Genomic DNA, 23,237 nt, shown 5'->3' on the forward strand with positions numbered 1-23,237 from the left:
TATGCACGAGAATCAACAACCACAGAACGAGGCTTTTGAGCTGAGTGCGGCAGAGCGTGAGGCGATTGAGCACGAGAAGCACCACTACGAAGACCCGCGTGCGGCGTCCATTGAAGCGCTGAAAATCGTTCAGAAGCAGCGTGGCTGGGTGCCGGACGGCGCTATCTATGCGATAGCGGACGTCCTGGGCATTCCGGCGAGCGACGTCGAAGGGGTCGCGACCTTCTATAGCCAGATCTTCCGCCAGCCGGTAGGCCGTCACGTGATTCGCTACTGCGATAGCGTGGTGTGTCACATCACCGGCTATCAGGGAATTCAGTCCGCGATTGAAAAACATCTGAGCATCAAACCGGGCCAGACCACGTTTGACGGACGCTTTACCCTGCTGCCGACCTGCTGCCTTGGCAACTGCGACAAAGGGCCGACCATGATGATTGATGAGGACACTCACAGTTATCTGACGCCGGAAGGGATCCCTGAACTTCTGGAGCAGTACAAATGAAACAGATTATTCGTACTGCCGAAACGCATCCGCTGACCTGGCGTATGCGTGACGACAAGCAACCGGTCTGGCTTGAAGAGTACCGCAGCAAAAACGGCTACGAAGGCGCGCGTAAAGCGCTCACCGGCATGGCGCCGGATGAAATCGTCAACGCCGTGAAAGATGCCGGTCTGAAAGGGCGCGGCGGCGCGGGCTTCTCCACTGGTCTGAAATGGAGCCTGATGCCGAAAGACGAATCCATGAACATCCGTTACCTGCTGTGTAACGCCGATGAAATGGAGCCGGGCACCTATAAAGACCGCATGCTGATGGAACAGCTGCCGCACCTGCTGGTGGAAGGCATGCTGATCTCCGCGTTCGCGCTGAAAGCGTACCGCGGTTACATCTTCCTGCGTGGCGAATACATCGAAGCCGCCGAACGTCTGCGCCGCGCTATCGCGGAAGCGACCGAAGCCGGGCTGCTTGGCAAAAACATTCTCGGCTCGGGGTTCGATTTTGAACTCTTCGTGCACACCGGGGCAGGCCGCTATATCTGCGGTGAAGAGACGGCGCTTATCAACTCGCTGGAAGGCCGTCGCGCCAACCCGCGTTCCAAGCCGCCGTTCCCGGCGTCCAGCGGCGTATGGGGCAAACCGACCTGCGTTAACAACGTCGAAACCCTGTGCAACGTGCCGGCCATTCTCGCGAACGGCGTGGAGTGGTATCAGGGCCTGTCGACCAGCGAAGACAAAGGCACCAAGCTGATGGGCTTCTCCGGGCGCGTGAAAAACCCGGGCGTCTGGGAGCTGCCGTTCGGCACTACCGCGCGTGAAATCCTTGAAGAGTACGCGGGCGGCATGCGTGACGGCCTGACATTCAAAGCCTGGCAGCCGGGCGGCGCGGGGACAGATTTCCTGACCGACGCGCACCTCGATCTGCCGATGGAGTTCGCCAGCATCGGTAAAGCGGGCAGCCGTCTTGGCACTGCGCTGGCGATGGCCGTCGACCACGAAATCAATATGGTGTCGCTGGTACGTAACCTGGAAGAGTTCTTCGCGCGCGAGTCCTGCGGCTGGTGTACGCCGTGCCGCGACGGCCTGCCGTGGAGCGTTAAAATCCTGCGCGCGCTGGAGCGCGGCGAAGGGCAGCCGGGGGATATCGAAACCCTGGAGCAGCTCTGCCGCTTCCTGGGCCCGGGTAAAACGTTCTGCGCCCATGCGCCAGGTGCCGTAGAGCCACTTCAGAGCGCCATTAAATATTTCCGTGACGAATTCGAAGCGGGCATTAAGCAGGGCCCCGGCAACACCCGTGCCATTAATGGTATTCAGCCGAACCTGCTCAAGACGCGCTGGTAAAAGCATTTTGATTAACGCCTGGCTCGCGCCAGGCCAACTGGAAGCATGCTGACTATGGCTACGATTCATGTAGACGGCAAAGAATATGAGGTAGACGGCGCGGACAACCTGCTGCAGGCGTGTCTGTCGCTCGGCCTCGATATTCCTTATTTTTGCTGGCATCCGGCGCTGGGTAGCGTTGGTGCCTGCCGCCAGTGCGCGGTGAAGCAATATCAGAACGCGGAAGATACCCGTGGTCGCCTGGTGATGTCCTGCATGACGCCGGCATCCGATGGCACCTTTATTTCTATTGACGACAACGAAGCGAAACAGTTCCGCGAAAGCGTCGTGGAGTGGCTGATGACCAACCACCCGCACGACTGTCCGGTCTGTGAAGAGGGCGGCAACTGCCACCTGCAGGATATGACCGTGATGACCGGCCATAGCTTCCGTCGCTACCGCTTCACCAAGCGTACTCACCGCAATCAGGATCTGGGGCCGTTCATCAACCATGAGATGAACCGCTGCATCGCCTGCTATCGCTGCGTGCGTTACTACAAAGATTACGCTGACGGCACCGATCTCGGTGTTTACGGCGCGCATGACAACGTCTATTTCGGTCGTCCGGAAGACGGTACGCTTGAGAGCGAATTCTCCGGTAACCTGGTCGAAATCTGTCCGACTGGCGTCTTCACCGATAAAACGCACTCCGAGCGCTACAACCGTAAATGGGATATGCAGTTTGCGCCGAGCATCTGCCAGCAGTGCTCGCTGGGCTGCAACACCAGCCCTGGCGAACGCTATGGCGAGCTGCGTCGTATCGAAAACCGCTACAACGGTACCGTTAACCACTACTTCCTGTGCGACCGCGGCCGTTTCGGCTACGGCTACGTCAACCTGAAAGACCGTCCGCGTCGTCCGGTTCAGCGCCGTGGCGATGACCTGATCACCCTGAACGCCGATCAGGCGATGCAGGGCGCGGCGGATATTCTGCGCCAGTCGAAGAAAGTCATCGGTATCGGCTCCCCGCGCGCGAGCGTCGAGAGCAACTTCGCGCTGCGCGAGCTGGTCGGGGCGGAAAACTTCTATACCGGCATCGCGGCGGGCGAGCAGGAACGTCTGCAACTGATGCTCAAAGTGCTGCGCGAAAGCGGCATTCGCACACCGGCGCTGCGTGAGATTGAATCTTACGATGCCGTGCTGATTCTGGGCGAAGACATCACCCAGACCGGCGCGCGCGTGGCGCTGGCGGTTCGTCAGGCAGTGAAAGGCAAAGCGCGCGAAATGGCGGCGGCCCAGAAAGTGGCTGACTGGCAGATCGCGGCCATCCTGAACATTGGCCAGCGTGCCAAGCATCCGTTGTTTGTGACTAACGTCGACAGCACCCGTCTGGACGATATCGCCGCGTGGACCTATCGCGCGCCGGTGGAAGATCAGGCGCGTCTCGGTTTTGCTATCGCCAACGCGCTGGATACCGCATCGCCTGCGGTCGACGGGCTGGATCGCGACCTGCAAAACAAAGTCGACGTGATTGTTCAGGCGCTGGCAGGGGCGAAGAAGCCGCTGATTATCTCCGGCACCAACGCTGGCAGCGTGGAAGTGATCCAGGCGGCCGCGAACGTCGCGAAAGCGCTGAAAGGCCGCGGCGTGGATGTGGGGATCACCATGATCGCCCGCGCGGTTAACAGCGTCGGTCTCGGCATGATTGGCGGCGGTTCGCTTGACGACGCGCTGAACGAGCTGGAGACCGGCAACGCTGACGCCGTCATCGTGCTGGAAAACGATCTGCACCGTCACGCCTCGGCGACACGTGTGGACGCCGCGCTTGCGAAAGCGCCGCTGGTAATGGTTATCGACCATCAGCGCACCGCGATCATGGATCACGCGCATCTCGTGCTCTCCACCGCGAGCTTCGCTGAAAGCGACGGTACGGTCATCAACAACGAAGGCCGCGCGCAGCGCTTCTTCCAGGTCTATGACCCGTCATACTACGACAACACCGTGACCATGCTGGAAAGCTGGCGCTGGCTGCATTCGCTGCACAGCACGCTGGAAAACCGCCATCCGGACTGGACGCAGCTCGACCACGTGATCGACGCCTGCATCGCGAAACTGCCGCACCTGGCGGGCATTAAAGACGCCGCGCCGGACGCGACCTTCCGCATCCGTGGTCAGAAACTGGCGCGCGAACCGCATCGTTACAGCGGTCGCACCGCCATGCGCGCGAACATCAGCGTTCACGAGCCGCGTCAGCCGCAGGATAAAGACACCATGTTCTCCTTCTCGATGGAAGGGAACAACCATCCGGACGCGCCGCGTTCTCAGGTGCCGTTCGCCTGGGCACCGGGCTGGAACTCCCCGCAGGCCTGGAACAAATTCCAGGACGAAGTGGGCGGACACCTGCGTCACGGCGATCCGGGCGTGCGTCTCATCGAGGCGGGCGAGGGCGCTATCGACTACTTCACGACCGTACCGCAGCGTTTCGCGCCGCAGGATGGTCAGTGGCGTATCGCGCCTTATTACCACCTGTTCGGCAGCGATGAGCTGTCGCAGCGTTCGCCGGTCTTCCAGAGCCGCATGCCGCAGCCGTACATCCGCCTGAATCCGGCAGATGCCGCGAAGCTTGGCGTCAACGCGGGCGCGAAAGTCTCCTTCAACTATGAAGGCCAGACTATCACGCTGCCGTTGCAGCTGTCTGAAGGGCTGACGGAAGGGCAGGTCGGTCTGCCGATGGGGATGCCGGGCATCGCGCCTGTCATGGCTGGCGCTCGTCTTGAAAATCTGCAGGAGGCTGCGCAATGAGTTGGTTGACACCGGATGTTATCGAGATCCTGCTCAGCATCCTGAAAGCGGTGGTCATTCTGCTGGTGGTCGTGAGCTGCGGCGCGTTCATGAGTTTTGGGGAGCGCCGTCTGCTCGGCCTCTTCCAGAACCGTTACGGGCCGAACCGCGTTGGCTGGGGCGGTTCGCTCCAGCTGGTCGCGGACATGATCAAAATGTTCTTTAAAGAGGACTGGATCCCGCGCTTCTCTGACCGCGTCATCTTTACGCTGGCGCCGATGATCGCGTTCACCTCGCTGCTGCTGGCGTTCGCGATTGTGCCTGTCAGCCCCACTTGGGTGGTGGCGGATCTCAATATCGGGATCCTCTTCTTCCTGATGATGGCGGGCCTTGGCGTCTACGCCGTGCTGTTCGCAGGCTGGTCGAGTAACAACAAATACTCGCTGCTGGGCGCGATGCGTGCTTCCGCGCAGACGCTGAGCTACGAAGTGTTTCTCGGTCTTTCGCTGATGGGCGTTGTGGCGCAGGCCGGGTCGTTCAACATGACCGATATCGTCAACAACCAGGCGCATCTCTGGAACGTGATCCCGCAGTTCTTTGGCTTCATCACTTTCGCTATCGCGGGCGTTGCGGTGTGTCACCGTCACCCGTTTGACCAGCCGGAAGCGGAGCAGGAACTGGCTGACGGTTACCACATCGAATACTCCGGCATGAAGTTCGGTCTGTTCTTCGTGGGCGAATATATCGGGATTGTGACCGTTTCCGCGCTTATCGTGACGCTGTTCTTCGGCGGCTGGCAGGGCCCCTGGTTACCGCCTTTCATCTGGTTCGCGCTGAAAACCGCGTTCTTCATGATGATGTTTATTTTGATTCGCGCCGCATTACCGCGTCCTCGTTATGACCAGGTAATGTCCTTCGGCTGGAAAGTGTGCCTGCCGCTGACGCTTATCAATCTGCTGGTAACCGCGGCTGTCATTCTCTGGCAGACAGCGGCATAAGGGGTGAGAAAACCATGACATTGAAAGACATAGTGGTTGGTTTCGGCACCCAACTACGCAGTATCTGGATGATTGGCCTGCACGCGTTTTCCAAACGCGAAACGCGCATGTATCCGGAAGAGCCGGTTTATCTGCCGCCGCGCTACCGCGGCCGTATCGTGCTGACGCGCGATCCGGACGGTCAGGAGCGCTGTGTGGCCTGTAACCTCTGTGCGGTCGCCTGCCCGGTGGGCTGTATCTCTCTGCAAAAAGCGGAGACGAAAGATGGCCGCTGGTATCCGGAGTTTTTCCGCATCAACTTCTCACGCTGCATTTTCTGCGGTATGTGCGAAGAGGCCTGCCCGACCACCGCTATCCAGCTGACGCCGGATTTCGAGCTGGGCGAGTTTAAGCGCCAGGATCTGGTGTACGAAAAAGAGGACCTGCTGATTTCCGGTCCGGGCAAATACCCGGAATATAACTTCTACCGGATGGCGGGTATGGCAATCGACGGCAAAGATAAAGGCGACGCGGAAAACGAAGCCAAACCTATCGACGTCAAAGGCCTGTTACCTTAAGGAGTCAGGAATGGAATTCGCTTTTTATATCTGCGCCCTTGTGGCGGTCCTGACCACCGCCCGGGTGATCACCCACAGCAATCCGGTACACGCGCTGCTGTACCTGATCATTTCGCTGCTGGCGATCGCAGGCGTCTTTTTCTCACTCGGCGCTTACTTCGCCGGTGCGCTGGAGATCATCGTCTACGCAGGCGCCATCATGGTGCTCTTCGTGTTCGTGGTCATGATGCTGAACCTCGGCGATTCCGTGGTGCGTCAGGAGCGCGAATGGCTCAAACCGCAGATCTGGATTGGCCCTGGCATTCTCTCGGCCGTCCTGTTGGTGGTGATTGTCTACGCCATTCTGGGCGTTAACGATCAGGGCATTGAAGGCAACCCCATTAGCGCGAAAGCCGTCGGTAAAGACCTGTTCCAGACTTACGTACTGGCGGTGGAACTCGCTTCCATGTTGCTGCTGGCGGGCCTGGTCGTGGCCTTCCACCTGGGCCGTGAAGAGAAAGCGGGCGATGTGGTAAGCGTGCGCGGCGGGGCTCCGTCGGACGCGTCGAAAAGAAAAACGGAGGAGCGCGCATGATCCCGTTACAACATGGACTGATCCTGGCGGCTATTCTGTTCGTCCTGGGTCTGACCGGTCTGGTTATCCGTCGCAATCTGCTGTTTATGCTGATAGGGCTGGAAATCATGATTAACGCCGCCGCGCTCGCTTTCGTGGTCGCTGGCAGCTACTGGGGCCAGACTGACGGTCAGATAATGTATATCCTGGCGATTAGCTTAGCCGCGGCGGAAGCCAGTATCGGCCTCGCGCTGCTGCTGCAACTCCATCGTCGTCGCCAGAACCTGAATATCGATTCAGTAAGTGAGATGCGTGGATGAACCTGCTCGCATTAACCATTATTTTGCCATTGATTGGCTATATTCTGCTCGCCTTCTCCCGGGGTCGCTGGTCGGAAAACCTCTCCGCGACGATTGGGGTCGGCTCTGTGGGCCTGGCGGCGCTGGTCACCGCTTACGCTGGCATTGATTTCTTTAATAACGGTAAGCAGGCATTCTCGCTGCCGCTGTGGACCTGGATGTCAGTCGGCGATTTCAACATCGGCGTCAACCTGGTGCTGGATGGCCTTTCGCTGACCATGCTTTCTGTGGTTACCGGCGTAGGCTTCCTGATCCACATGTTCGCGTCCTGGTATATGCGCGGCGAAGAGGGCTACTCCCGCTTCTTCGCCTACACCAACCTCTTTATCGCGAGCATGGTTGTACTGGTGCTCTCCGATAACCTGCTGTTGATGTACCTCGGCTGGGAAGGCGTGGGTCTCTGCTCCTATCTGCTGATCGGTTTCTACTACACCGATCCGAAGAACGGCGCCGCGGCGATGAAAGCGTTTGTCGTGACCCGTGTGGGTGACGTCTTCCTCGCGTTCGCGCTGTTTATTCTCTACAACGAACTCGGCACGCTGAACTTCCGCGAAATGGTGGAACTGGCGCCGCAGCACTTCGCCAACGGCAATGAAATGCTGCGCTGGGCGACGCTAATGCTGCTCGGCGGCGCGGTCGGTAAATCCGCACAGCTTCCGCTCCAGACCTGGCTTGCGGATGCGATGGCGGGCCCGACGCCGGTTTCTGCGCTGATCCACGCGGCAACCATGGTGACCGCGGGCGTTTACCTGATTGCCCGTACCCACGGCCTGTTCCTGCTGACGCCGGACGTCCTACATCTGGTCGGTATCGTTGGTGCCATTACGCTGGTGCTGGCGGGCTTCGCCGCGCTGGTGCAGACCGACATCAAACGTGTTCTCGCGTATTCCACCATGAGCCAGATTGGCTACATGTTCCTGGCGCTTGGCGTTCAGGCGTGGGATGCGGCGATTTTCCACCTGATGACGCACGCGTTCTTTAAAGCGCTGCTGTTCCTCTCGTCCGGCTCCGTCATTCTGGCGTGCCACCACGAGCAGAACATCTTCAAAATGGGCGGCCTGCGTAAATCCATTCCGCTGGTTTACGCCTGCTTCCTGGTGGGCGGCGCGGCCCTGGCGGCACTGCCGGTCGTGACCGCAGGCTTCTACAGTAAAGATGAAATTCTGTGGGGCGCTGCTGCCAACGGCCATAACTACTTAATGCTGGCGGGTCTGGTTGGCGCGTTCCTGACGTCTATCTATACCTTCCGCATGATTTTCATCGTGTTCCACGGCGAAGAAAAAATTCACGCACACGCAGGGAAGGGGATTACCCATCATCTGCCGCTTATCGTGCTGCTGGTGCTTTCCACCTTTGTCGGCGCGCTGATTACGCCGCCGCTGGCGGGCGTATTGCCGGAAAACCACTTCGGTCACGAAGGCAAAATGGCGCTGGAAATCACCTCGGGCGTGGTAGCGATTGTCGGTATCCTGATCGCCGCCTGGCTGTGGCTTGGCAAGCGTACGCTGGTCACCGCCGTCGCCAAAAGCGCGCCGGGTCGTTTCTTCGGCACTTGGTGGTATCACGCCTGGGGCTTCGACTGGCTGTATGACAAAGTGTTCGTCAAGCCTTTCCTGGGCATCGCCTGGCTGCTGCAACGCGATCCGCTGAATGCGCTGATGAACATTCCGGCCATCCTTTCCCGCTACGCAGGCCGCGGTCTGCTGCTGAGCGAGAACGGCTACCTGCGCTGGTATGTGGCCTCAATGAGCATTGGTGCGGTGGTCGTGCTGGTGTTGCTGATGGTGTTGCGTTGATTCATAAGTGAATTTTAAAAGAATTCGTTGAAAATCAAGTCTGAAAGGACAGGCGTTATCAGCGAAGTCACCGTGAACACCCTCTGCGCGCAGCGGGGTTCACGGTGACGAGTAAGATAGCCTGAGCTGGACTTAAACAAGGAACAAAAATCGCCATGTTACTACCCTGGCTAATACTGATTCCCTTTATCGGCGGCTTCCTGTGCTGGCAGACCGAACGCTTCGGCGTCAAGGTGCCGCGCTGGATTGCGCTGATTACCATGGGGCTGACGCTGGCGCTCGGCCTGCAACTCTGGTTGCAGGGCGGCTACTCCCTGACGCAATCCGGTGAGTTTCCGAAGTGGCAGGACCAGTACATTCACGACTGGATCCCGCGTTTTGGGATCACCATCCACTTAGCCATCGACGGTCTGTCGCTGCTGATGGTGGTGCTGACGGGCCTGCTCGGCGTGCTGGCGGTGCTCTGCTCGTGGAATGAAATTGAAAAATATCAGGGCTTCTTCCACCTCAACCTGATGTGGATCCTGGGCGGCGTGATCGGCGTGTTCCTCGCCATCGACATGTTCCTGTTCTTCTTCTTCTGGGAAATGATGCTGGTGCCGATGTACTTCCTGATTGCCCTGTGGGGCCATAAGGCATCGGACGGTAAAACGCGTATCACGGCGGCGACCAAATTCTTCATCTATACCCAGGCGAGCGGTCTGGTGATGTTGATTGCTATCCTGGCGCTGGTGTTTGTGCACTACAACGCCACGGGCGAGTGGACGTTCAACTATGAACACCTGCTGAAAACGCCGATGTCCCACGGTGTTGAATATCTGCTGATGCTGGGCTTCTTCATCGCGTTTGCGGTGAAAATGCCGGTGGTGCCGCTGCACGGCTGGCTGCCGGACGCGCACTCTCAGGCGCCGACCGCAGGCTCCGTTGACCTCGCGGGTATTCTGCTGAAAACTGCGGCCTACGGTCTGCTGCGCTTCGCGCTGCCGCTGTTCCCGAACGCTTCCGCGGAATTCGCCCCGATCGCCATGTGGCTTGGCGTGATTGGCATCTTCTACGGCGCGTGGATGGCCTTTACCCAGTACGACATCAAACGTCTTATCGCCTACACCTCCGTTTCCCACATGGGCTTTGTGCTGATCGCCATCTACACCGGCAGCCAGCTTGCTTATCAGGGCGCGGTTATTCAGATGATTGCTCACGGTCTTTCCGCGGCGGGTCTGTTTATTCTGTGCGGCCAGCTCTATGAGCGTCTGCATACTCGCGATATGCGCCAGATGGGCGGTCTGTGGAGCAAAATCAGATGGCTGCCGGCGCTGTCGATGTTCTTTGCCGTGGCGACGCTTGGTATGCCGGGCACCGGTAACTTCGTCGGCGAATTCATGATCTTGTTCGGCAGCTTCCAGGTGGTGCCGGTGATTACCGTCATCTCGACCTTCGGTCTGGTATTCGCGTCCGTTTACTCGCTGGCGATGCTGCATCGCGCGTACTTCGGTCAGCCGAAGAGCGAAGCGGCGAGTCAGGAGATTCGCGGTCTGTCGCCGCGCGAGCTGTTTATGATCCTGCTGCTGGTGGTGCTTCTGGTACTGCTGGGCTTTTATCCCCAGCCAATTCTGGATACATCCCATTCGGCGATGAGCAATATTCAGCAGTGGTTTACCGATTCTGTTTCAACTACAAGGCCGTAATTCGCCATGACAATAACTACTCAACAATTGATCGCGCTGCTACCGCTGCTGATCGTCGGATTGACGGTGGTAGTTGTGATGCTCTCCATTGCGTGGCGACGTAATCACTTCCTCAATGCCACGCTGTCTGTTGTCGGACTGAACGCCGCGCTGCTGTCGCTGTGGTTCGTGGGTCAGGCAGGTGCGATGGACGTCACGCCGCTGATGCGCGTGGACGGTTACGCCATGCTGTATACCGGTCTGGTGCTGCTGGCGAGCCTCGCCACCTGCACCTTCGCCTATCCGTGGCTGCAGGGCTACAACGATAACAAGGAAGAGTTCTACCTGCTGGTGCTGATTGCCGCACTGGGCGGTATTCTGCTGGCGAACGCCAATCATCTGGCGGCGCTGTTCCTGGGTATCGAGCTTATCTCTCTACCGCTGTTTGGCCTGGTCGGTTACGCATTTCGTCAGAAACGCTCGCTGGAAGCGGCTATCAAATACACCATCCTGTCTGCCGCGGCCTCGTCCTTCCTGCTGTTTGGTATGGCGCTGGTGTACGCGCAGTCCGGCAGCCTGTCGTTCGTCACGCTCGGTAAGAGCCTCGCGGACAACATGCTGAGCGAGCCGCTGCTGCTGGCGGGTCTGGGCCTGATGATTGTCGGCCTCGGCTTTAAGCTCTCTCTGGTGCCGTTCCACCTCTGGACGCCGGATGTCTACCAGGGCGCGCCTGCGCCGGTTTCCACGTTCCTGGCGACCGCGAGCAAAATCGCTATCTTCGGCGTGGTGATGCGTCTGTTCCTCTACGCGCCGCTAGGTGACAGCGAGGCGGTACGCGTGGTGTTAGGTGTGCTCGCCTTCGCCTCCATCATCTTCGGTAACCTGATGGCGCTGACCCAGACCAACATTAAACGTCTGCTCGGTTACTCCTCCATCTCGCATCTGGGCTATCTGCTGGTCGCGCTGATTGCGCTGAAAAGCGGCGAAATGTCGATGGAAGCCGTGGGCGTTTACCTGGCGGGTTATCTCTTCAGCAGCCTCGGCGCGTTCGGCGTGGTGAGCCTGATGTCCAGCCCGTATCGCGGCCCGGACGCGGATTCGCTCTACTCCTACCGTGGCCTGTTCTGGCACCGTCCGATCCTGTCGGCCGTGATGACCGTGATGATGCTGTCGCTGGCGGGTATTCCGATGACGCTGGGCTTTATCGGTAAATTCTACGTGCTGGCCGTGGGTGTGCAGTCCAACCTGTGGTGGCTGACCGGCGCTGTGGTGGTGGGTTCTGCGATTGGCCTCTACTACTACCTGCGCGTAGCGGTAAGCCTGTACCTGAACGCGCCGCAGCAGCTTAACCGCGACGTACCGTCCAACTGGGCGTACAGCGCGGGCGGCGTCGTGGTACTGATCTCCGCGCTGCTGGTACTGGTGCTGGGTGTCTGGCCGCAGCCGCTGATTACGCTGGTGCAGCTGGCGAAACCGCTGATGTAAGCCATGCGCTTAAGCTAAAAAACCGCCGTTTATCGGCGGTTTTTTTATGGGCGCTATACCGTAATGGTCAGGAAATCTTCCGCCAGCTCGCTTGCCGGGAACACGGCCTGGCACTCCGCGAGGAGCCGCTGGCAGTCTTCCGCGCCGTAGCGTGAGCTGAAATGCGTCATCACCAGACGCTTCGCGCCCGCGTCTTTCGCCACCGTCGCCGCCTGCTGCGTGGTTGAATGTCCGCGACCGTTGGCTTTCTCCGCCATCGCCGCTTCAAGCGTGGTTTCATGAACCATCACATCCACCTCGCGGGCGAGGGCGACCGCCTGCGGCGTCGGGGCGGTATCGCCGAAAATCGCTATCTTTTTGCCAGGACGCGGCGCGCTCAGGTAATCGGCGCCGCACAGCGTGCGTCCGTCATCAAGCGTCACCGTCTCGCCGCGCTTAAGCTGCTGAAACAGCGGCCCTGGGGCGACGCCCGCCGCCTTAAGGCGCGCCGCGTCCAGCGCGCCGGGCTTATCATGCTCCTCAATACGATAGCCGTAACACTCTACGGGGTGCGTGAGCGGGAATGCGGTAACGGTAAGCTCGCCGTCGTCAAACAGCTGCCCTTCGGTTATCTCGTGAACGCTCAGCGGGTAGCTGGTCCAGGAGCCGCTCAGGCGCAGCGTGGTTTCGATAAATTCGGCGATGCCTTTCGGACCATAAACCTCAAGCGGCGTCTCGCAGCCCGCCATGGAGCGGCTGCACAGCATGCCCGGCAACCCGAAGATGTGATCGCCATGCAGGTGCGTGATAAAGATTTTCTCTATCTTGCCGGGGTTGGCGCTGGCGCGCAGCATCTGGTGCTGGGTGGCCTCGCCGCAGTCAAAAAGCCATAGCCCCGACTGATTATTTTGCGGGTTCAGCACGATGGCCGTCACATTGCGGGTCGTTGAGGGCAGCCCGGCGCTGGTGCCTAAAAATGTCAGTTCCATGAGCAATTTACTCTGTACGATTGCGCGAAAGCTTTTAGTATAACGAGGATCGCCGCACATTCTGGAGCCCAATATGATCGACTGGCAGGATAAGCATCACGCCGAGCTGGATGTCCCGACGTTATACGCGCTGCTGAAGCTGCGCTGTGAAGTGTTTGTGGTTGAACAAACGTGCCCTTATCTGGATGTGGATGGTGAAGATCTGGTGGGCGAGAACCGCCATCTGCTTGCCTGGCGCGATAATCAGCTGATTGCTTATGCGAGGATTCTGAAAAGTGACGATCCACACACACCTGTTGCGATAGGGCGGGTCATTGTTTCCGGCGCCGCGCGGGGTGAAAAGCTGGGCGTGGAGCTGATGAAACGCGCCGTGGAGAGCTGCGAGCGCAACTGGCCGCAAAGCCCGCTATACCTGAGCGCGCAGGCGCATCTCCAGGCGTTTTACGCGCAGTTTGGCTTTGTTCCCGCCACCGATATCTATGACGAAGACGGCATCCCGCACATCGGGATGCGGCGCGAACCGCGTCCAGGCAAAAAAGCGTGAGAGTGTCTATAGTTAGCAAACCGGTAACTTGTTAACACGGAGACCAGTTATGCCTTTATCTTCACAACCTTATGAAACGCGCGTAGACGATGATCTGACCCTGCTGAGCGATACTCTGGAAGAGATCCTGCGTTCTTCCGGCGACCCGGCGGATCAAAAATATGTTGAGCTGAAAGCCCGCGCGGAGCAGGCGCTGCATGACGTGAAAAGCCGCGTCAGCACGGCGTCCGACAACTACTACTTCCGCGCCAAACAGGCGGTCTATCGTGCCGATGACTATGTGCATGAAAAACCGTGGCAGGGCGTAGGTATCGGTGCCGCCGCAGGTCTGGTGCTGGGCCTGCTGTTAGCCCGCCGTTAATTCACGGCACATCGCGCACCGGCGCATCCATTTCGGGTGCGCCATTTTTTTTGCCTTTAAGACCCTGTAGAATGCATGGTTTTAAGCAAAGGAAAGGAAACCAGTGAACACCCTCGCCGCAGCGCAGGCGCTGGCGGAAAAGGCGCTTGCCGACGCGCCGGATACGCCCGGCCTCTGGCGTTGCGCCTTTGAATTTTCCCCTGAATCCTGTGATTTTCTCGCCTGGCTTGGCGCGCAGCCTGGTTTCCCGCAGTTTTACTGGCGTTCTCGCGAGGGCCATGAAGAGGCCGCCACGCTTGGCGCGGCGTGCACATTCTCAAGCCTCGATGAGGCGCAAGCGCTTTTACGCCAGCATGCCGATACGCCAGGGCTGCGCGCATGGGGGCTGAACGCGTTTGATCCGCAAAACGGGCTTTTCTTCGTCCCGCGTCTGGAGTTACGCAGGGAGGAGAATCGCGCCTGGCTGATTGTGACGATCTACAGCGCCTGCTCGCAACAAAAGGCGGCGCAGGCGTTAAAGCCGCTCATTCATAACCTGCAACCGGCGCGACAAACGCTGATGCAGCGCCCACCGCGCCGCGTCAGCCGCTGCGATGTCCCGCAGGCGCAGCCGTGGACGCAGCTGGTCGGGGCGGCGACGAGCGCTATCGATCGCGGCGACATCGCCAAAGTGGTGCTGGCGCGCGCCACCGATCTGCGTTTTATCGCACCGCCTGATGCGACGGCGCTGATGGCCGCAAGCCGCGAAGCCAATCACCATTGCTACCATTTTTATCTGGCGTTTAGCGCGCGCGAGGCGTTTCTCGGCTCCACGCCGGAGCGGCTGTGGCGGCGCCGCGGGCTGGCGCTTGACACCGAGGCGCTGGCGGGCACGGTGGAGAATCTTCCCGACGACGATCAGGCGCAGGCGCGCGCCGCATGGCTGCTGGCCGATGATAAAAATCAGCGCGAAAATGCGCTGGTAGTGGAAGATATTCGCGAGCGGCTACAGGCGATTGCGCATAGCATTTCTGCGCGGTTGCCTGAAGTGGTGCGGCTGAGGCGGGTACAGCATCTGAAATGCGCTATCACGGCGCGGCTTTATGCACCGGACGACGCGGCGTGTCTGCGTCAGTTGCAGCCTACCGCCGCGGTGGCGGGCCTGCCGCGTGAGGCGGCGCGTCGTTTTATCGCTGAACACGAGCCGTTCGATCGCGAATGGTACGCCGGCTCAGCCGGGTATCTGTCGCTGGAGCAATCAGAGTTTTGCGTCAGCCTGCGCTCGGCGCGGCTTAAGGATGAGACGATCCGCGTCTATGCGGGCGCCGGGCTGGTGGCAGGCTCGCAGGCCGCGCTGGAATGGCAGGAAATCGAGAACAAAGCCGCGGCCCTGCTCATGCTTCTTGCGCAGTGAGCCGCGCCACAACCCGACCCATATCAAAATTCGATTTCGACGAGGCTTTATAATAAACCGGCTAAATTGATACCGGACAAGCTTATGTCGACAAGCACTTTCAACCGCCGCTGGGCTGGCGTCATCCTTGAGGCGCTGAGCCGCCATGGCGTGCGCCATCTTTGCATCGCGCCGGGCTCGCGCTCCACGCCCCTTACGCTCGCCGCCGCGCAACATCCGGCGTTTATGCCGCATACCCATTTCGATGAGCGAGGGCTTGGTCATCTGGCGCTGGGGCTTGCCAAAGCGAGCGGCGAGCCGGTGGCGGTGATTGTCACGTCCGGTACGGCGGTGGCGAATCTGTACCCCGCAGTGATAGAAGCGGGGCTGACGGGCGAAAAACTGGTGGTGATCACCGCCGACCGCCCGCCGGAGCTGATTGATTGCGGCGCGAATCAGGCGATTCGTCAGCAGGCCATTTTTGGCTCACATCCCGCCGCCGCACTCGATTTACCGCGTCCCACGCCGTCCATTCCCGCCGCCTGGCTTATCAGCGCCATCGATGAAAAGATGGGCGCGCTAAAGGCAGGCGCGCTGCATATCAACTGCCCGTTCGCCGAACCGCTCTATGGCGAGCTGGACGATACGGGCCTTGCGTGGCAGCAGGCGCCGGGCGAATGGTGGCAGACGAACACGCCCTGGTTGCGCTATGAGAATACGCAGGCCGTCAGCACACAGGCTGACTGGCCTTTCTGGCGTGAACAGCGCGGCGTGGTGCTGGCAGGGAGGCTCACAGCGCAGGAAGGCAAGAACGTCGCGCTGTGGGCGGCGCGTCTTGGCTGGCCGCTGATTGGCGATGTATTGTCGCAAACCGGCCAGCCGCTGCCGTGCGCCGATCTCTGGCTCGCGCACCCTGATGCCGCCGCGCTGCTGGCGCAGGCGCAGATTGTCGTGCAGTTTGGCGGCAGCCTGACCGGTAAACGCGTGTTGCAGTGGCAAAGCGAATGTCGTGCGCAGGAGTACTGGATTGTCGATCCGCTGCCCGGGCGGCTCGATCCGGCGCATCATTGCGGGCGTCGGCTGGTGGCGGATATCTCCGCCTGGCTTGAACACCATCCGGCGCATCCCGTGATGCCGTGGGCCGAGCCGCTCGAAGGGCTGGCGGCGCAGACGCAACGCATCGTGGCGCGCAGCCTCACCGAATGGGGCGAGGCGCAGGTGGCGCACCGGCTTCCGGAACTGCTGGCGCCGGATGGACAACTTTTTCTCGGCAACAGCCTGACGGTGCGGCTGGTGGATGCGCTGGCGCAGTTGCCCGCCGGTTATCCGGTCTACGGCAACCGCGGCGCGAGCGGCATCGACGGGCTGGTCTCCACCGCGGCGGGCGTGCAGCGCGCCACCGGTAAACCCACGCTTGCGGTGCTGGGCGATCTCTCCACGCTGTACGATCTCAACGCGCTGGCGCTCCTGCGCGACGCGCCCGCGCCTTTCGTGCTGATCGTCGTGAACAACAACGGCGGGCAGATCTTCTCCATGCTCCCGACGCCCGCCCGCGAGCGCGAAAAATTCTACTGTATGCCGCAAAACGTCAGCTTTGCGCCTGCGGCGGCGATGTTTTCGCTGAACTACGACGCGCCGGAGAGCCTGGCCGCGCTTAAAGAGACGATGGCGCGCGCATGGCGCTCGCCGGTCGCGACCATCATTGAACTGCGCGTCCCGGAAACCGCCGGCGCGCAGGTGTTCCAGCGCCTAATCAGACAGGTGTGCGCCTGATGCCGCTGGCCGCGTATTTTCAGCCCGCCCGCGCTGCCGCGCGCGGCGCTGTCGTCTGGCTGCACGGTTTTCTCGGCGACCAGCGCGAGTGGCAGGCAGTCGCTGCGGCCTGCGTGGAGCATAACCATCTGTTTATCAATCTGCCGGGCCACGGCGGCTCGGCGCATCTCCGCGCCGTGGATTTTGCGCACGTTAACGAACAGCTCATCGCAACGTTAAATAGTTACAACATACTTAACTACTGGCTGGTGGGTTACTCGCTTGGCGGGCGGATAGCGATGTTTCATGCTACGCAGGGCGAGACGCCCGGCCTGCGTGGGCTGGTGGTGGAAGGCGGCCATCCTGGGCTTCTGAATGCCGATGAGCGCAACGCGCGTTTCCTTGCTGATAAACAGTGGGCGCAGCGGTTTCACAATGAACCGATTGAAACGGTGCTGGACGCCTGGTATCGCCAGCCCGTTTTCGCCACGCTGACCGACGCGCAGCGCGAGGCACTAATAACATTGCGCGCCCGTAATGCGCCCACCGCCCTGGCCACGATGCTGGAAGCTACCTCGCTCGGCCGCCAGCCGCCGCTGTATGCGCCGCTGGCGCAGTTGCCCGTACCGTTTCATTACCTCTGCGGCGAGCGCGATGCAAAATTTCGCGCGCTCGCCGCCACGCTCAATGCCTCTTTGCATTTGATTACTGGCGCAGGCCACAACGCGCACCGGGAAAACCCGGCTGCGGTGGCCTGTTGTCTTAACGCGATTTTGCGCCCCTAACGGAGAACTCCCATGATCTATCCTGATGAAGCGATGCTGTATGCGCCTGCCGAATGGCTCGACTGTTCAGAAGGCTACACCGATATCCGCTATCAGAAATCCACTGACGGCATCGCCAAAATCACCATTAACCGCCCGCAGGTGCGCAACGCGTTTCGCCCGCTCACCGTTAAAGAGATGATTAACGCGCTGGCGGATGCGCGCTATGACGACAATATCGGCGTGATTATCCTGACCGGCGAAGGCGAAAAAGCCTTCTGCGCGGGCGGCGACCAGAAAGTACGCGGCGACTACGGCGGCTATCAGGACGACTCCGGCGTGCATCATCTCAATGTGCTCGATTTCCAGCGCCAGATCCGCACCTGCCCGAAACCGGTCGTGGCGATGGTGGCGGGCTTTGCGATTGGCGGCGGCCACGTGCTGCATATGATGTGCGATCTGACGATTGCGGCGGAAAACGCGGTGTTTGGCCAGACGGGGCCGAAAGTCGGCTCGTTTGACGGCGGCTGGGGCGCTTCTTACATGGCGCGCATCGTCGGCCAGAAAAAAGCGCGTGAAATCTGGTTCCTGTGCCGTCAGTACGACGCGCAGCAGGCGCTGGATATGGGGCTGGTGAACACCGTCGTCCCGCTGGCGGAGCTTGAGAAAGAGACGGTGCGCTGGTGCCGTGAGATGCTGCAAAACAGCCCGATGGCGCTGCGCTGCCTGAAAGCGGCGCTCAATGCCGACTGCGACGGTCAGGCGGGGCTTCAGGAGCTGGCGGGCAATGCGACCATGCTTTTCTACATGACCGAAGAAGGCCAGGAAGGGCGCAACGCGTTCAACCAGAAGCGCCAGCCGGATTTCAGCAAATTCAAGCGTAACCCGTAATGCGCGCGGCACAGCTTTATCGTTATCAGGTGCCGATGGACGCGGGCGTGGTGCTGCGGGAGCGGCGCCTGAAAACCCGCGATGGCCTGCTGGTGCGCCTGCGTGACAACGGGCGCGAAGGATGGGGCGACATCGCGCCGCTGCCGGGATTCAGCGAAGAGACGCTGGACGCCGCGCTGCCTGCCGCGCGCGACTGGCTTCTGGCGTGGCAACGCGGCGATGCCTCTGCGCTGCCAGCGATGGCGAGCGTCGCGTTCGGCTTAAGCCTCGCGCAGGCGGAGCTTCATGGCACGCTGCCGCAGGCCGGAAACTATCACGTCGCGCCGCTGTGCACCGGCGATCCGGATGAACTCTTCGCGCGCCTTGCCGGGCAGCGCGGCGATAACGTCGCTAAGGTCAAAGTGGGGCTGTATGAGGCGGTGCGCGACGGCATGGTCGTCAACCTGCTGCTGGAGGCGCTGCCTGCGCTGCGCCTGCGGCTTGACGCTAACCGTGCCTGGACGCCCGTGAAAGCGCAGCAGTTCGCGAAATATGTTAATCCGGCGTACCGCTCGCGCATCGAATTTATCGAAGAACCCTGCAAAACGCCTGACGATTCCCGCGCGTTCGCGGCGCATACCGGCATTGCTATCGCCTGGGATGAGAGCCTGCGCGAGCGGGGCTTTACCGTCGCCGCGGAGCCTGGCCTGCGGGCGGTGGTTATCAAGCCGACGCTTACCGGCAGCCTTGAGCGGGTGCGCGAGCAGATTGCCTGCGCGCACGCGGCGGGGCTGACGGCGGTAATCAGCTCCTCTCTGGAATCCAGTCTCGGCTTAACCCAGCTTGCGCGGCTTGCCGCATGGCTGACGCCGGGCGTCACGCCGGGGCTTGATACGCTCGCGCTGATGCAGGCCCAACTGGTGCGCCCGTGGCCTGACAGCCCGTTGCCGTGCTGGTCGGTGGATGCGCTGGAGCCGCTGCTGTGAGCTTCTTTGACTGGCCGTGGCGTCACTGGGCGCGACTGAGAGGGGAGGTGCAGGCGCTGTGCCTGAACGAGCGGCGGCTAAGCTGGCGGGAACTGTGCACATGCATTGATGCGCTGGCGGCGGGATTTCACGCCCAGGGCGTTCGCGACGGCGATGGCGTGCTGCTGCGCGCTTATAATCAGCCCGATGCTTTGCTGTCGTGGCTGGCCCTGCTGCAGTGCGGCGCTCGCGTCCTGCCGCTAAATCCGCAGCTGCCCGCGCCCCTGCTGGCTGAACTGCTGCCGACGCTGGACCTGCGCCATGCGCTGGTGTTGAACGGCGGCTGTCTGCCGGTGGCGCTTCATTCACTGACGTTGCAGCCAGCCACAGGCGAGCGCGCGGCGCCCTGGCGAGAAGATCGTATCGCTTCCCTGACGCTGACTTCAGGGTCGACCGGACTACCGAAAGCGGCAGTGCACACTTTTCGCGCCCATCTTGCCAGCGCTGAGGGCGTGCTGGCGATGATACCGTTTGCCCCGCATGACGACTGGCTGCTCTCGCTGCCGCTGTTTCACGTTTCCGGCCAGGGCATTCTCTGGCGCTGGCTGGTTGCGGGCGCAGGCCTGACGGTACGCGACAAGCAGCCGCTGGAACAGGCGTTACGCGGCTGCACGCATGCCTCCCTGGTGGCGACCCAGCTCTGGCGTCTTCTGAATAGCGGCGTTGACGTGTCGCTTAAGGCGGTGCTGCTGGGGGGCGCGGCGATCCCGGTAGCGCTAACCGAACAGGCCCGTAAGCGCGGTATTCGCTGCTGGTGCGGCTACGGGCTGACCGAGTTTGCCTCCACAGTATGCGCCAAAGAGGCGGATGGTCTGCCGGATGTCGGGCAGCCTTTGCCGGGACGCGAGTTGCGGATTGTCGATGGCGAAGTCTGGCTTCGCTCGGACAGCATGGCCGCAGGCTACTGGCGCGAGGGAAAAATTATCCCGCTGACCAATGAGCACGGGTGGTTCGCCACCCGTGATGGCGGCAGAATCGACGAGGGCAGGCTGACCCTCCTCGGAAGAATGGATAATCTCTTTTTTAGCGGCGGAGAAGGGATTCAGCCGGAGGATGTGGAGCGGGTGATTGGCGCCCATCCGTGGATTGAACAAATTTTTATTGTGCCGCAGGATGATGCGGAATTTGGGCAGCGGCCGGTGGCGGTCGTGGAGTGCAGCGAACAGGGCGACCTGTCCGTGCTGGCAAGCTGGTGCGCCGATAAGCTGGCGCGCTTCCAGCAGCCGGTGCGCTGGCTGCGGCTGCCTGAAGCGCTGAAAGCAGGCGGGATTAAAATATCCCGCCGGGCGTTACGTGACTGGGTAAACCAGCAGGCCATTTCTGACTCAGGCGCGCTGGAGGTGCAATAGCTGCTTTGTATGCCAGTGGCCCAACGCTAAAACGGTAGTCAGCGCGCCGAGCAGGGCGCAAAACATATCCGACTGGGTATCCCAGGGATCGCCCTGGGTGCCGAGAAAGTCATCCGCGCCTTGTCCCAGCGCCAGCGCCGACCACCATTCGATCAGCTCGTAAACGGCGCTAATCGCCAGCGCAATACAGCAGACCACGAAGGCGAGCATTTTACGTCCGTGAACGTAGCCGCCGCGAAGCAAAATTTCCCGCGCCGCCAGCGCCGGTACGAGTCCCTGAAAAAAGTGTCCCAGTTTGTCGTAGGGATTGCGGCTTAAATCCAGCCACGCCTGAACGTCAAAACCGAGGGGGACTTTTGCGTACGTGTACATACCGCCGACCATCAAAATGATGGCATGGAAGAAAATCAGCACATAAAGCAGCGGAGTTAACGGATAGCGCGAATACGTGGCCATCAAGAGCGGAACGATGATAATGACCGGCGTCACTTCCATCAGCCAGGTGAGTTTGTCTCCTGCGCTGATACCGGTGTAAACAAGAATCAGGGCCAGCGCCAGCGCTGCGAATGTTAACCCCGAACGGGACGATGCGACGGTCATAACGGATAACCAGAAAGTTAAAACGGTAACTATCAGGCAGATACGGCGAAAATACAATGGTTTCCGTCGCTGGCCGTTACGCGGCGACCAGCGACGTTTTACCCTCAGGAGGCAGGATCGTCCTGCGTTTTTAGCTGACGCTTGCGTAGCTGCTTCACCAGCGGCGGCACGACAATCACCAGCGTCGCCATAATCAGCAAAGTTTTGGTCACGCCGCTCTGCCATAAAATACCGAGCTCGCCGTTACTGATAGAGAGCGCGCGGCGCAGGTTCTGCTCCAGCATCTCCCCCAGCACGAAGCCCAGGATCAGCGGCGACATCGGGAAGTGCATTTTACGCAGGATATAGCCCAGCACGCCGAGGCCCACCATCAGCACCAGATCGAACGTCGTGCTGTGCACCGCGTAGACGCCTACCGCCGAGACCGCCGCGATGGCCGGCACCAGGAACCACAGCGGAATGGTCAGCATCCGGGTGAAGAGGCCAATCAACGGAATATTCATGATAAGCAGCATCACGTTAGCGATAAGCAGCGCCGCGATAAGCCCCCAGACGATATCCGGCTGTTCGGTAAACATTGCCGGTCCCGGCGTAATGTTATAGAGCGTCAACGCGCCCATCATCACCGCCGTGGTGCCGGAGCCGGGCACGCCTAAGGTGAGCATCGGGATAAACGAGCCGCAGGCCGAGGCGTTGTTCGCCGCCTCAGGCGCCGCCACGCCGCGAATATCGCCTTTGCCGAACGAGCCGTCTTTATCGCCGAGCTTTTTCTCGGTCATGTAGGTAATGGCGCTGGCGATAGTCGCCCCTGCGCCCGGCAGGATGCCGACAAAAAAGCCGATCACCGACGAGCGCAACGTCGCGCCCGTACAGGCGGCCGCTTCTTTGGCGTTAAACATCATGCGCCCGGTTTTACGCACCAGCGTCTGGCCGCTGCTGGTGCTCTCCAGCATCAGCAGAATTTCAGACACCGAGAACAGACCAATCACCACCACGATAAACTGCACGCCATCCGAGAGATGCACGCTGTCAAACGTAAAGCGATACACGCCGGTATTGGCGTCCACGCCGACCGTCGCAAGCCCGAGGCCAATCAACGCGGCCAGGAACGATTTCAGCGGGTTTTGCGCCATCATGCTGCCAAGGCAGGCGATGGCGAATACCATCAGCGCGAAATATTCCGCCGGGCCGAACGCCAGCGACCACTCCGCCAGTACCGGGGCGAAAAGAATAATGCCGAAAATCGCGATAAACGAGCCGACGAATGAGCTGACGGCGGAGATGGAGAGCGCCACGCCGCCGCGCCCCTGCTGCGCCATCGGGTAGCCATCCAGCGCCGTCATGATCGCCGCCGCGTCGCCCGGCACGTTGAGCAGTATCGATGAAATGCGCCCGCCATATTCACAGCCGATGTAGACCGTAGCGAGCAGGATCAGCGCCGACTCCGCAGGCAGATGAATCGCGAACGCCAGCGGCAGCAGAATGGCGACGCCGTTAATCGGCCCGAGGCCCGGCAGCAGCCCGACGATAGTGCCGACAAAACAGCCAATCAGCGCAATCAGCAGGTTGGTGGGCGTCAGCGCGACGGCGAAGCCCTGCGAGAGATAAAGCCAGGTATCCATAA

At 60.6% G+C, this 23,237-nt stretch carries 21 protein-coding genes; 18 read left to right on the top strand and 3 right to left on the bottom strand.

From position 1 onward, the window contains the following. Position 1 precedes the first annotated feature (1 nt). The 10 genes from nuoE to nuoN all read left to right on the top strand — a co-directional run bounded on the left by nuoE (position 2) and on the right by nuoN (position 12,008). Entirely contained in the window at positions 2 to 502 is a 501-nt protein-coding gene (gene nuoE, locus AACV31_RS00755; RefSeq protein ID WP_007699978.1) for an NADH-quinone oxidoreductase subunit NuoE, read from the top strand. Further along, positions 499 to 1,836, top strand: a complete 1,338-nt coding sequence (nuoF, locus tag AACV31_RS00760; protein ID WP_165154830.1) for an NADH-quinone oxidoreductase subunit NuoF — start codon at positions 499 to 501, stop codon at positions 1,834 to 1,836. The genes nuoE and nuoF overlap by 4 nt, the downstream gene beginning before the upstream one ends. A gap of 54 nt (positions 1,837 to 1,890) precedes the next feature. Continuing rightward, positions 1,891 to 4,617 carry an NADH-quinone oxidoreductase subunit NuoG gene (gene nuoG / locus AACV31_RS00765; protein ID WP_165154828.1) on the top strand — a complete coding sequence of 909 codons (2,727 nt, stop codon included), beginning with the start codon at positions 1,891 to 1,893 and terminating at the stop codon, positions 4,615 to 4,617. Continuing rightward, on the top strand, positions 4,614 to 5,594 hold the full coding sequence (gene nuoH / locus AACV31_RS00770; RefSeq protein WP_004388258.1) for an NADH-quinone oxidoreductase subunit NuoH: 981 nt from the start codon (positions 4,614 to 4,616) through the stop codon (positions 5,592 to 5,594). Before nuoG ends, nuoH begins: the two co-directional genes overlap by 4 nt. 14 nt (positions 5,595 to 5,608) lie before the next feature. Next, on the top strand, positions 5,609 to 6,151 hold the full coding sequence (gene nuoI, locus AACV31_RS00775) for an NADH-quinone oxidoreductase subunit NuoI (protein WP_041923766.1): 543 nt from the start codon (positions 5,609 to 5,611) through the stop codon (positions 6,149 to 6,151). Between the two features lie 10 nt (positions 6,152 to 6,161). Continuing rightward, positions 6,162 to 6,725 (top strand): NADH-quinone oxidoreductase subunit J, encoded by a 564-nt coding sequence (nuoJ, locus tag AACV31_RS00780; RefSeq protein ID WP_007762766.1) that lies wholly within the window; start codon positions 6,162 to 6,164, stop codon positions 6,723 to 6,725. Further along, on the top strand, positions 6,722 to 7,024 hold the full coding sequence (gene nuoK / locus AACV31_RS00785; RefSeq protein ID WP_004388260.1) for an NADH-quinone oxidoreductase subunit NuoK: 303 nt from the start codon (positions 6,722 to 6,724) through the stop codon (positions 7,022 to 7,024). The genes nuoJ and nuoK overlap by 4 nt, the downstream gene beginning before the upstream one ends. Beyond that, on the top strand, positions 7,021 to 8,859 hold the full coding sequence (gene nuoL / locus AACV31_RS00790) for an NADH-quinone oxidoreductase subunit L (RefSeq protein ID WP_007762763.1): 1,839 nt from the start codon (positions 7,021 to 7,023) through the stop codon (positions 8,857 to 8,859). The genes nuoK and nuoL overlap by 4 nt, the downstream gene beginning before the upstream one ends. A 155-nt stretch (positions 8,860 to 9,014) precedes the next feature. Then, positions 9,015 to 10,544 (top strand): NADH-quinone oxidoreductase subunit M, encoded by a 1,530-nt coding sequence (gene nuoM / locus AACV31_RS00795; protein ID WP_165154826.1) that lies wholly within the window; start codon positions 9,015 to 9,017, stop codon positions 10,542 to 10,544. A gap of 6 nt (positions 10,545 to 10,550) precedes the next feature. Continuing rightward, the gene (gene nuoN / locus AACV31_RS00800) at positions 10,551 to 12,008 is read left to right on the top strand and encodes an NADH-quinone oxidoreductase subunit NuoN (RefSeq protein ID WP_007762757.1); all 1,458 of its coding nucleotides are present in this window, start codon (positions 10,551 to 10,553) and stop codon (positions 12,006 to 12,008) included. Between the two features lie 53 nt (positions 12,009 to 12,061). Here the strand turns inward: nuoN and rnz are convergent, their stop codons facing one another. Further along, positions 12,062 to 12,976, bottom strand: coding sequence for a ribonuclease Z (gene rnz / locus AACV31_RS00805; protein ID WP_165154824.1), 915 nt, complete (start codon positions 12,974 to 12,976; stop codon positions 12,062 to 12,064). A gap of 73 nt (positions 12,977 to 13,049) precedes the next feature. On the opposite strand from rnz, the gene AACV31_RS00810 reads away from it, so the two are divergent. The 8 genes from AACV31_RS00810 (at position 13,050) to menE (ending at position 21,013) form a co-directional block, all read left to right on the top strand. Then, entirely contained in the window at positions 13,050 to 13,520 is a 471-nt protein-coding gene (locus AACV31_RS00810; RefSeq protein ID WP_075199433.1) for a GNAT family N-acetyltransferase, read from the top strand. A gap of 49 nt (positions 13,521 to 13,569) precedes the next feature. Next, positions 13,570 to 13,881, top strand: a complete 312-nt coding sequence (gene elaB / locus AACV31_RS00815) for a stress response protein ElaB (RefSeq protein ID WP_007762748.1) — start codon at positions 13,570 to 13,572, stop codon at positions 13,879 to 13,881. 103 nt (positions 13,882 to 13,984) lie between these two features. Continuing rightward, positions 13,985 to 15,274, top strand: coding sequence for an isochorismate synthase MenF (gene menF, locus AACV31_RS00820; protein WP_165154822.1), 1,290 nt, complete (start codon positions 13,985 to 13,987; stop codon positions 15,272 to 15,274). Between the two features lie 84 nt (positions 15,275 to 15,358). Then, entirely contained in the window at positions 15,359 to 17,026 is a 1,668-nt protein-coding gene (menD, locus tag AACV31_RS00825) for a 2-succinyl-5-enolpyruvyl-6-hydroxy-3-cyclohexene-1-carboxylic-acid synthase (RefSeq protein WP_165154820.1), read from the top strand. Beyond that, positions 17,026 to 17,790 (top strand): 2-succinyl-6-hydroxy-2,4-cyclohexadiene-1-carboxylate synthase, encoded by a 765-nt coding sequence (gene menH / locus AACV31_RS00830; protein WP_165154818.1) that lies wholly within the window; start codon positions 17,026 to 17,028, stop codon positions 17,788 to 17,790. The genes menD and menH overlap by 1 nt, the downstream gene beginning before the upstream one ends. 12 nt (positions 17,791 to 17,802) lie before the next feature. Further along, a complete protein-coding gene (gene menB / locus AACV31_RS00835) occupies positions 17,803 to 18,660 on the top strand; it encodes a 1,4-dihydroxy-2-naphthoyl-CoA synthase (protein ID WP_165154816.1) in 858 nt (285 codons plus the stop codon). Next, entirely contained in the window at positions 18,660 to 19,625 is a 966-nt protein-coding gene (gene menC, locus AACV31_RS00840) for an o-succinylbenzoate synthase (RefSeq protein WP_165154814.1), read from the top strand. Before menB ends, menC begins: the two co-directional genes overlap by 1 nt. Beyond that, entirely contained in the window at positions 19,622 to 21,013 is a 1,392-nt protein-coding gene (gene menE / locus AACV31_RS00845) for an o-succinylbenzoate--CoA ligase (protein WP_165154812.1), read from the top strand. Before menC ends, menE begins: the two co-directional genes overlap by 4 nt. On the opposite strand, the gene AACV31_RS00850 is transcribed toward menE, so the two are convergent. After that, complete coding sequence (locus tag AACV31_RS00850; protein WP_161588472.1) at positions 20,990 to 21,613, bottom strand: DUF2238 domain-containing protein; 624 nt, start codon at positions 21,611 to 21,613, stop codon at positions 20,990 to 20,992. The two genes, menE and AACV31_RS00850, sit on opposite strands and share 24 nt — an antisense overlap. A 104-nt stretch (positions 21,614 to 21,717) precedes the next feature. Then, on the bottom strand, positions 21,718 to 23,235 hold the full coding sequence (locus AACV31_RS00855; protein WP_015741913.1) for a tripartite tricarboxylate transporter permease: 1,518 nt from the start codon (positions 23,233 to 23,235) through the stop codon (positions 21,718 to 21,720). Between the last annotated feature and the right edge of the window lie 2 nt (positions 23,236 to 23,237).

Source organism: Cronobacter sp. EKM101R (assembly GCF_963888145.1).
Lineage (GTDB): Bacteria > Pseudomonadota > Gammaproteobacteria > Enterobacterales > Enterobacteriaceae > Cronobacter > Cronobacter turicensis.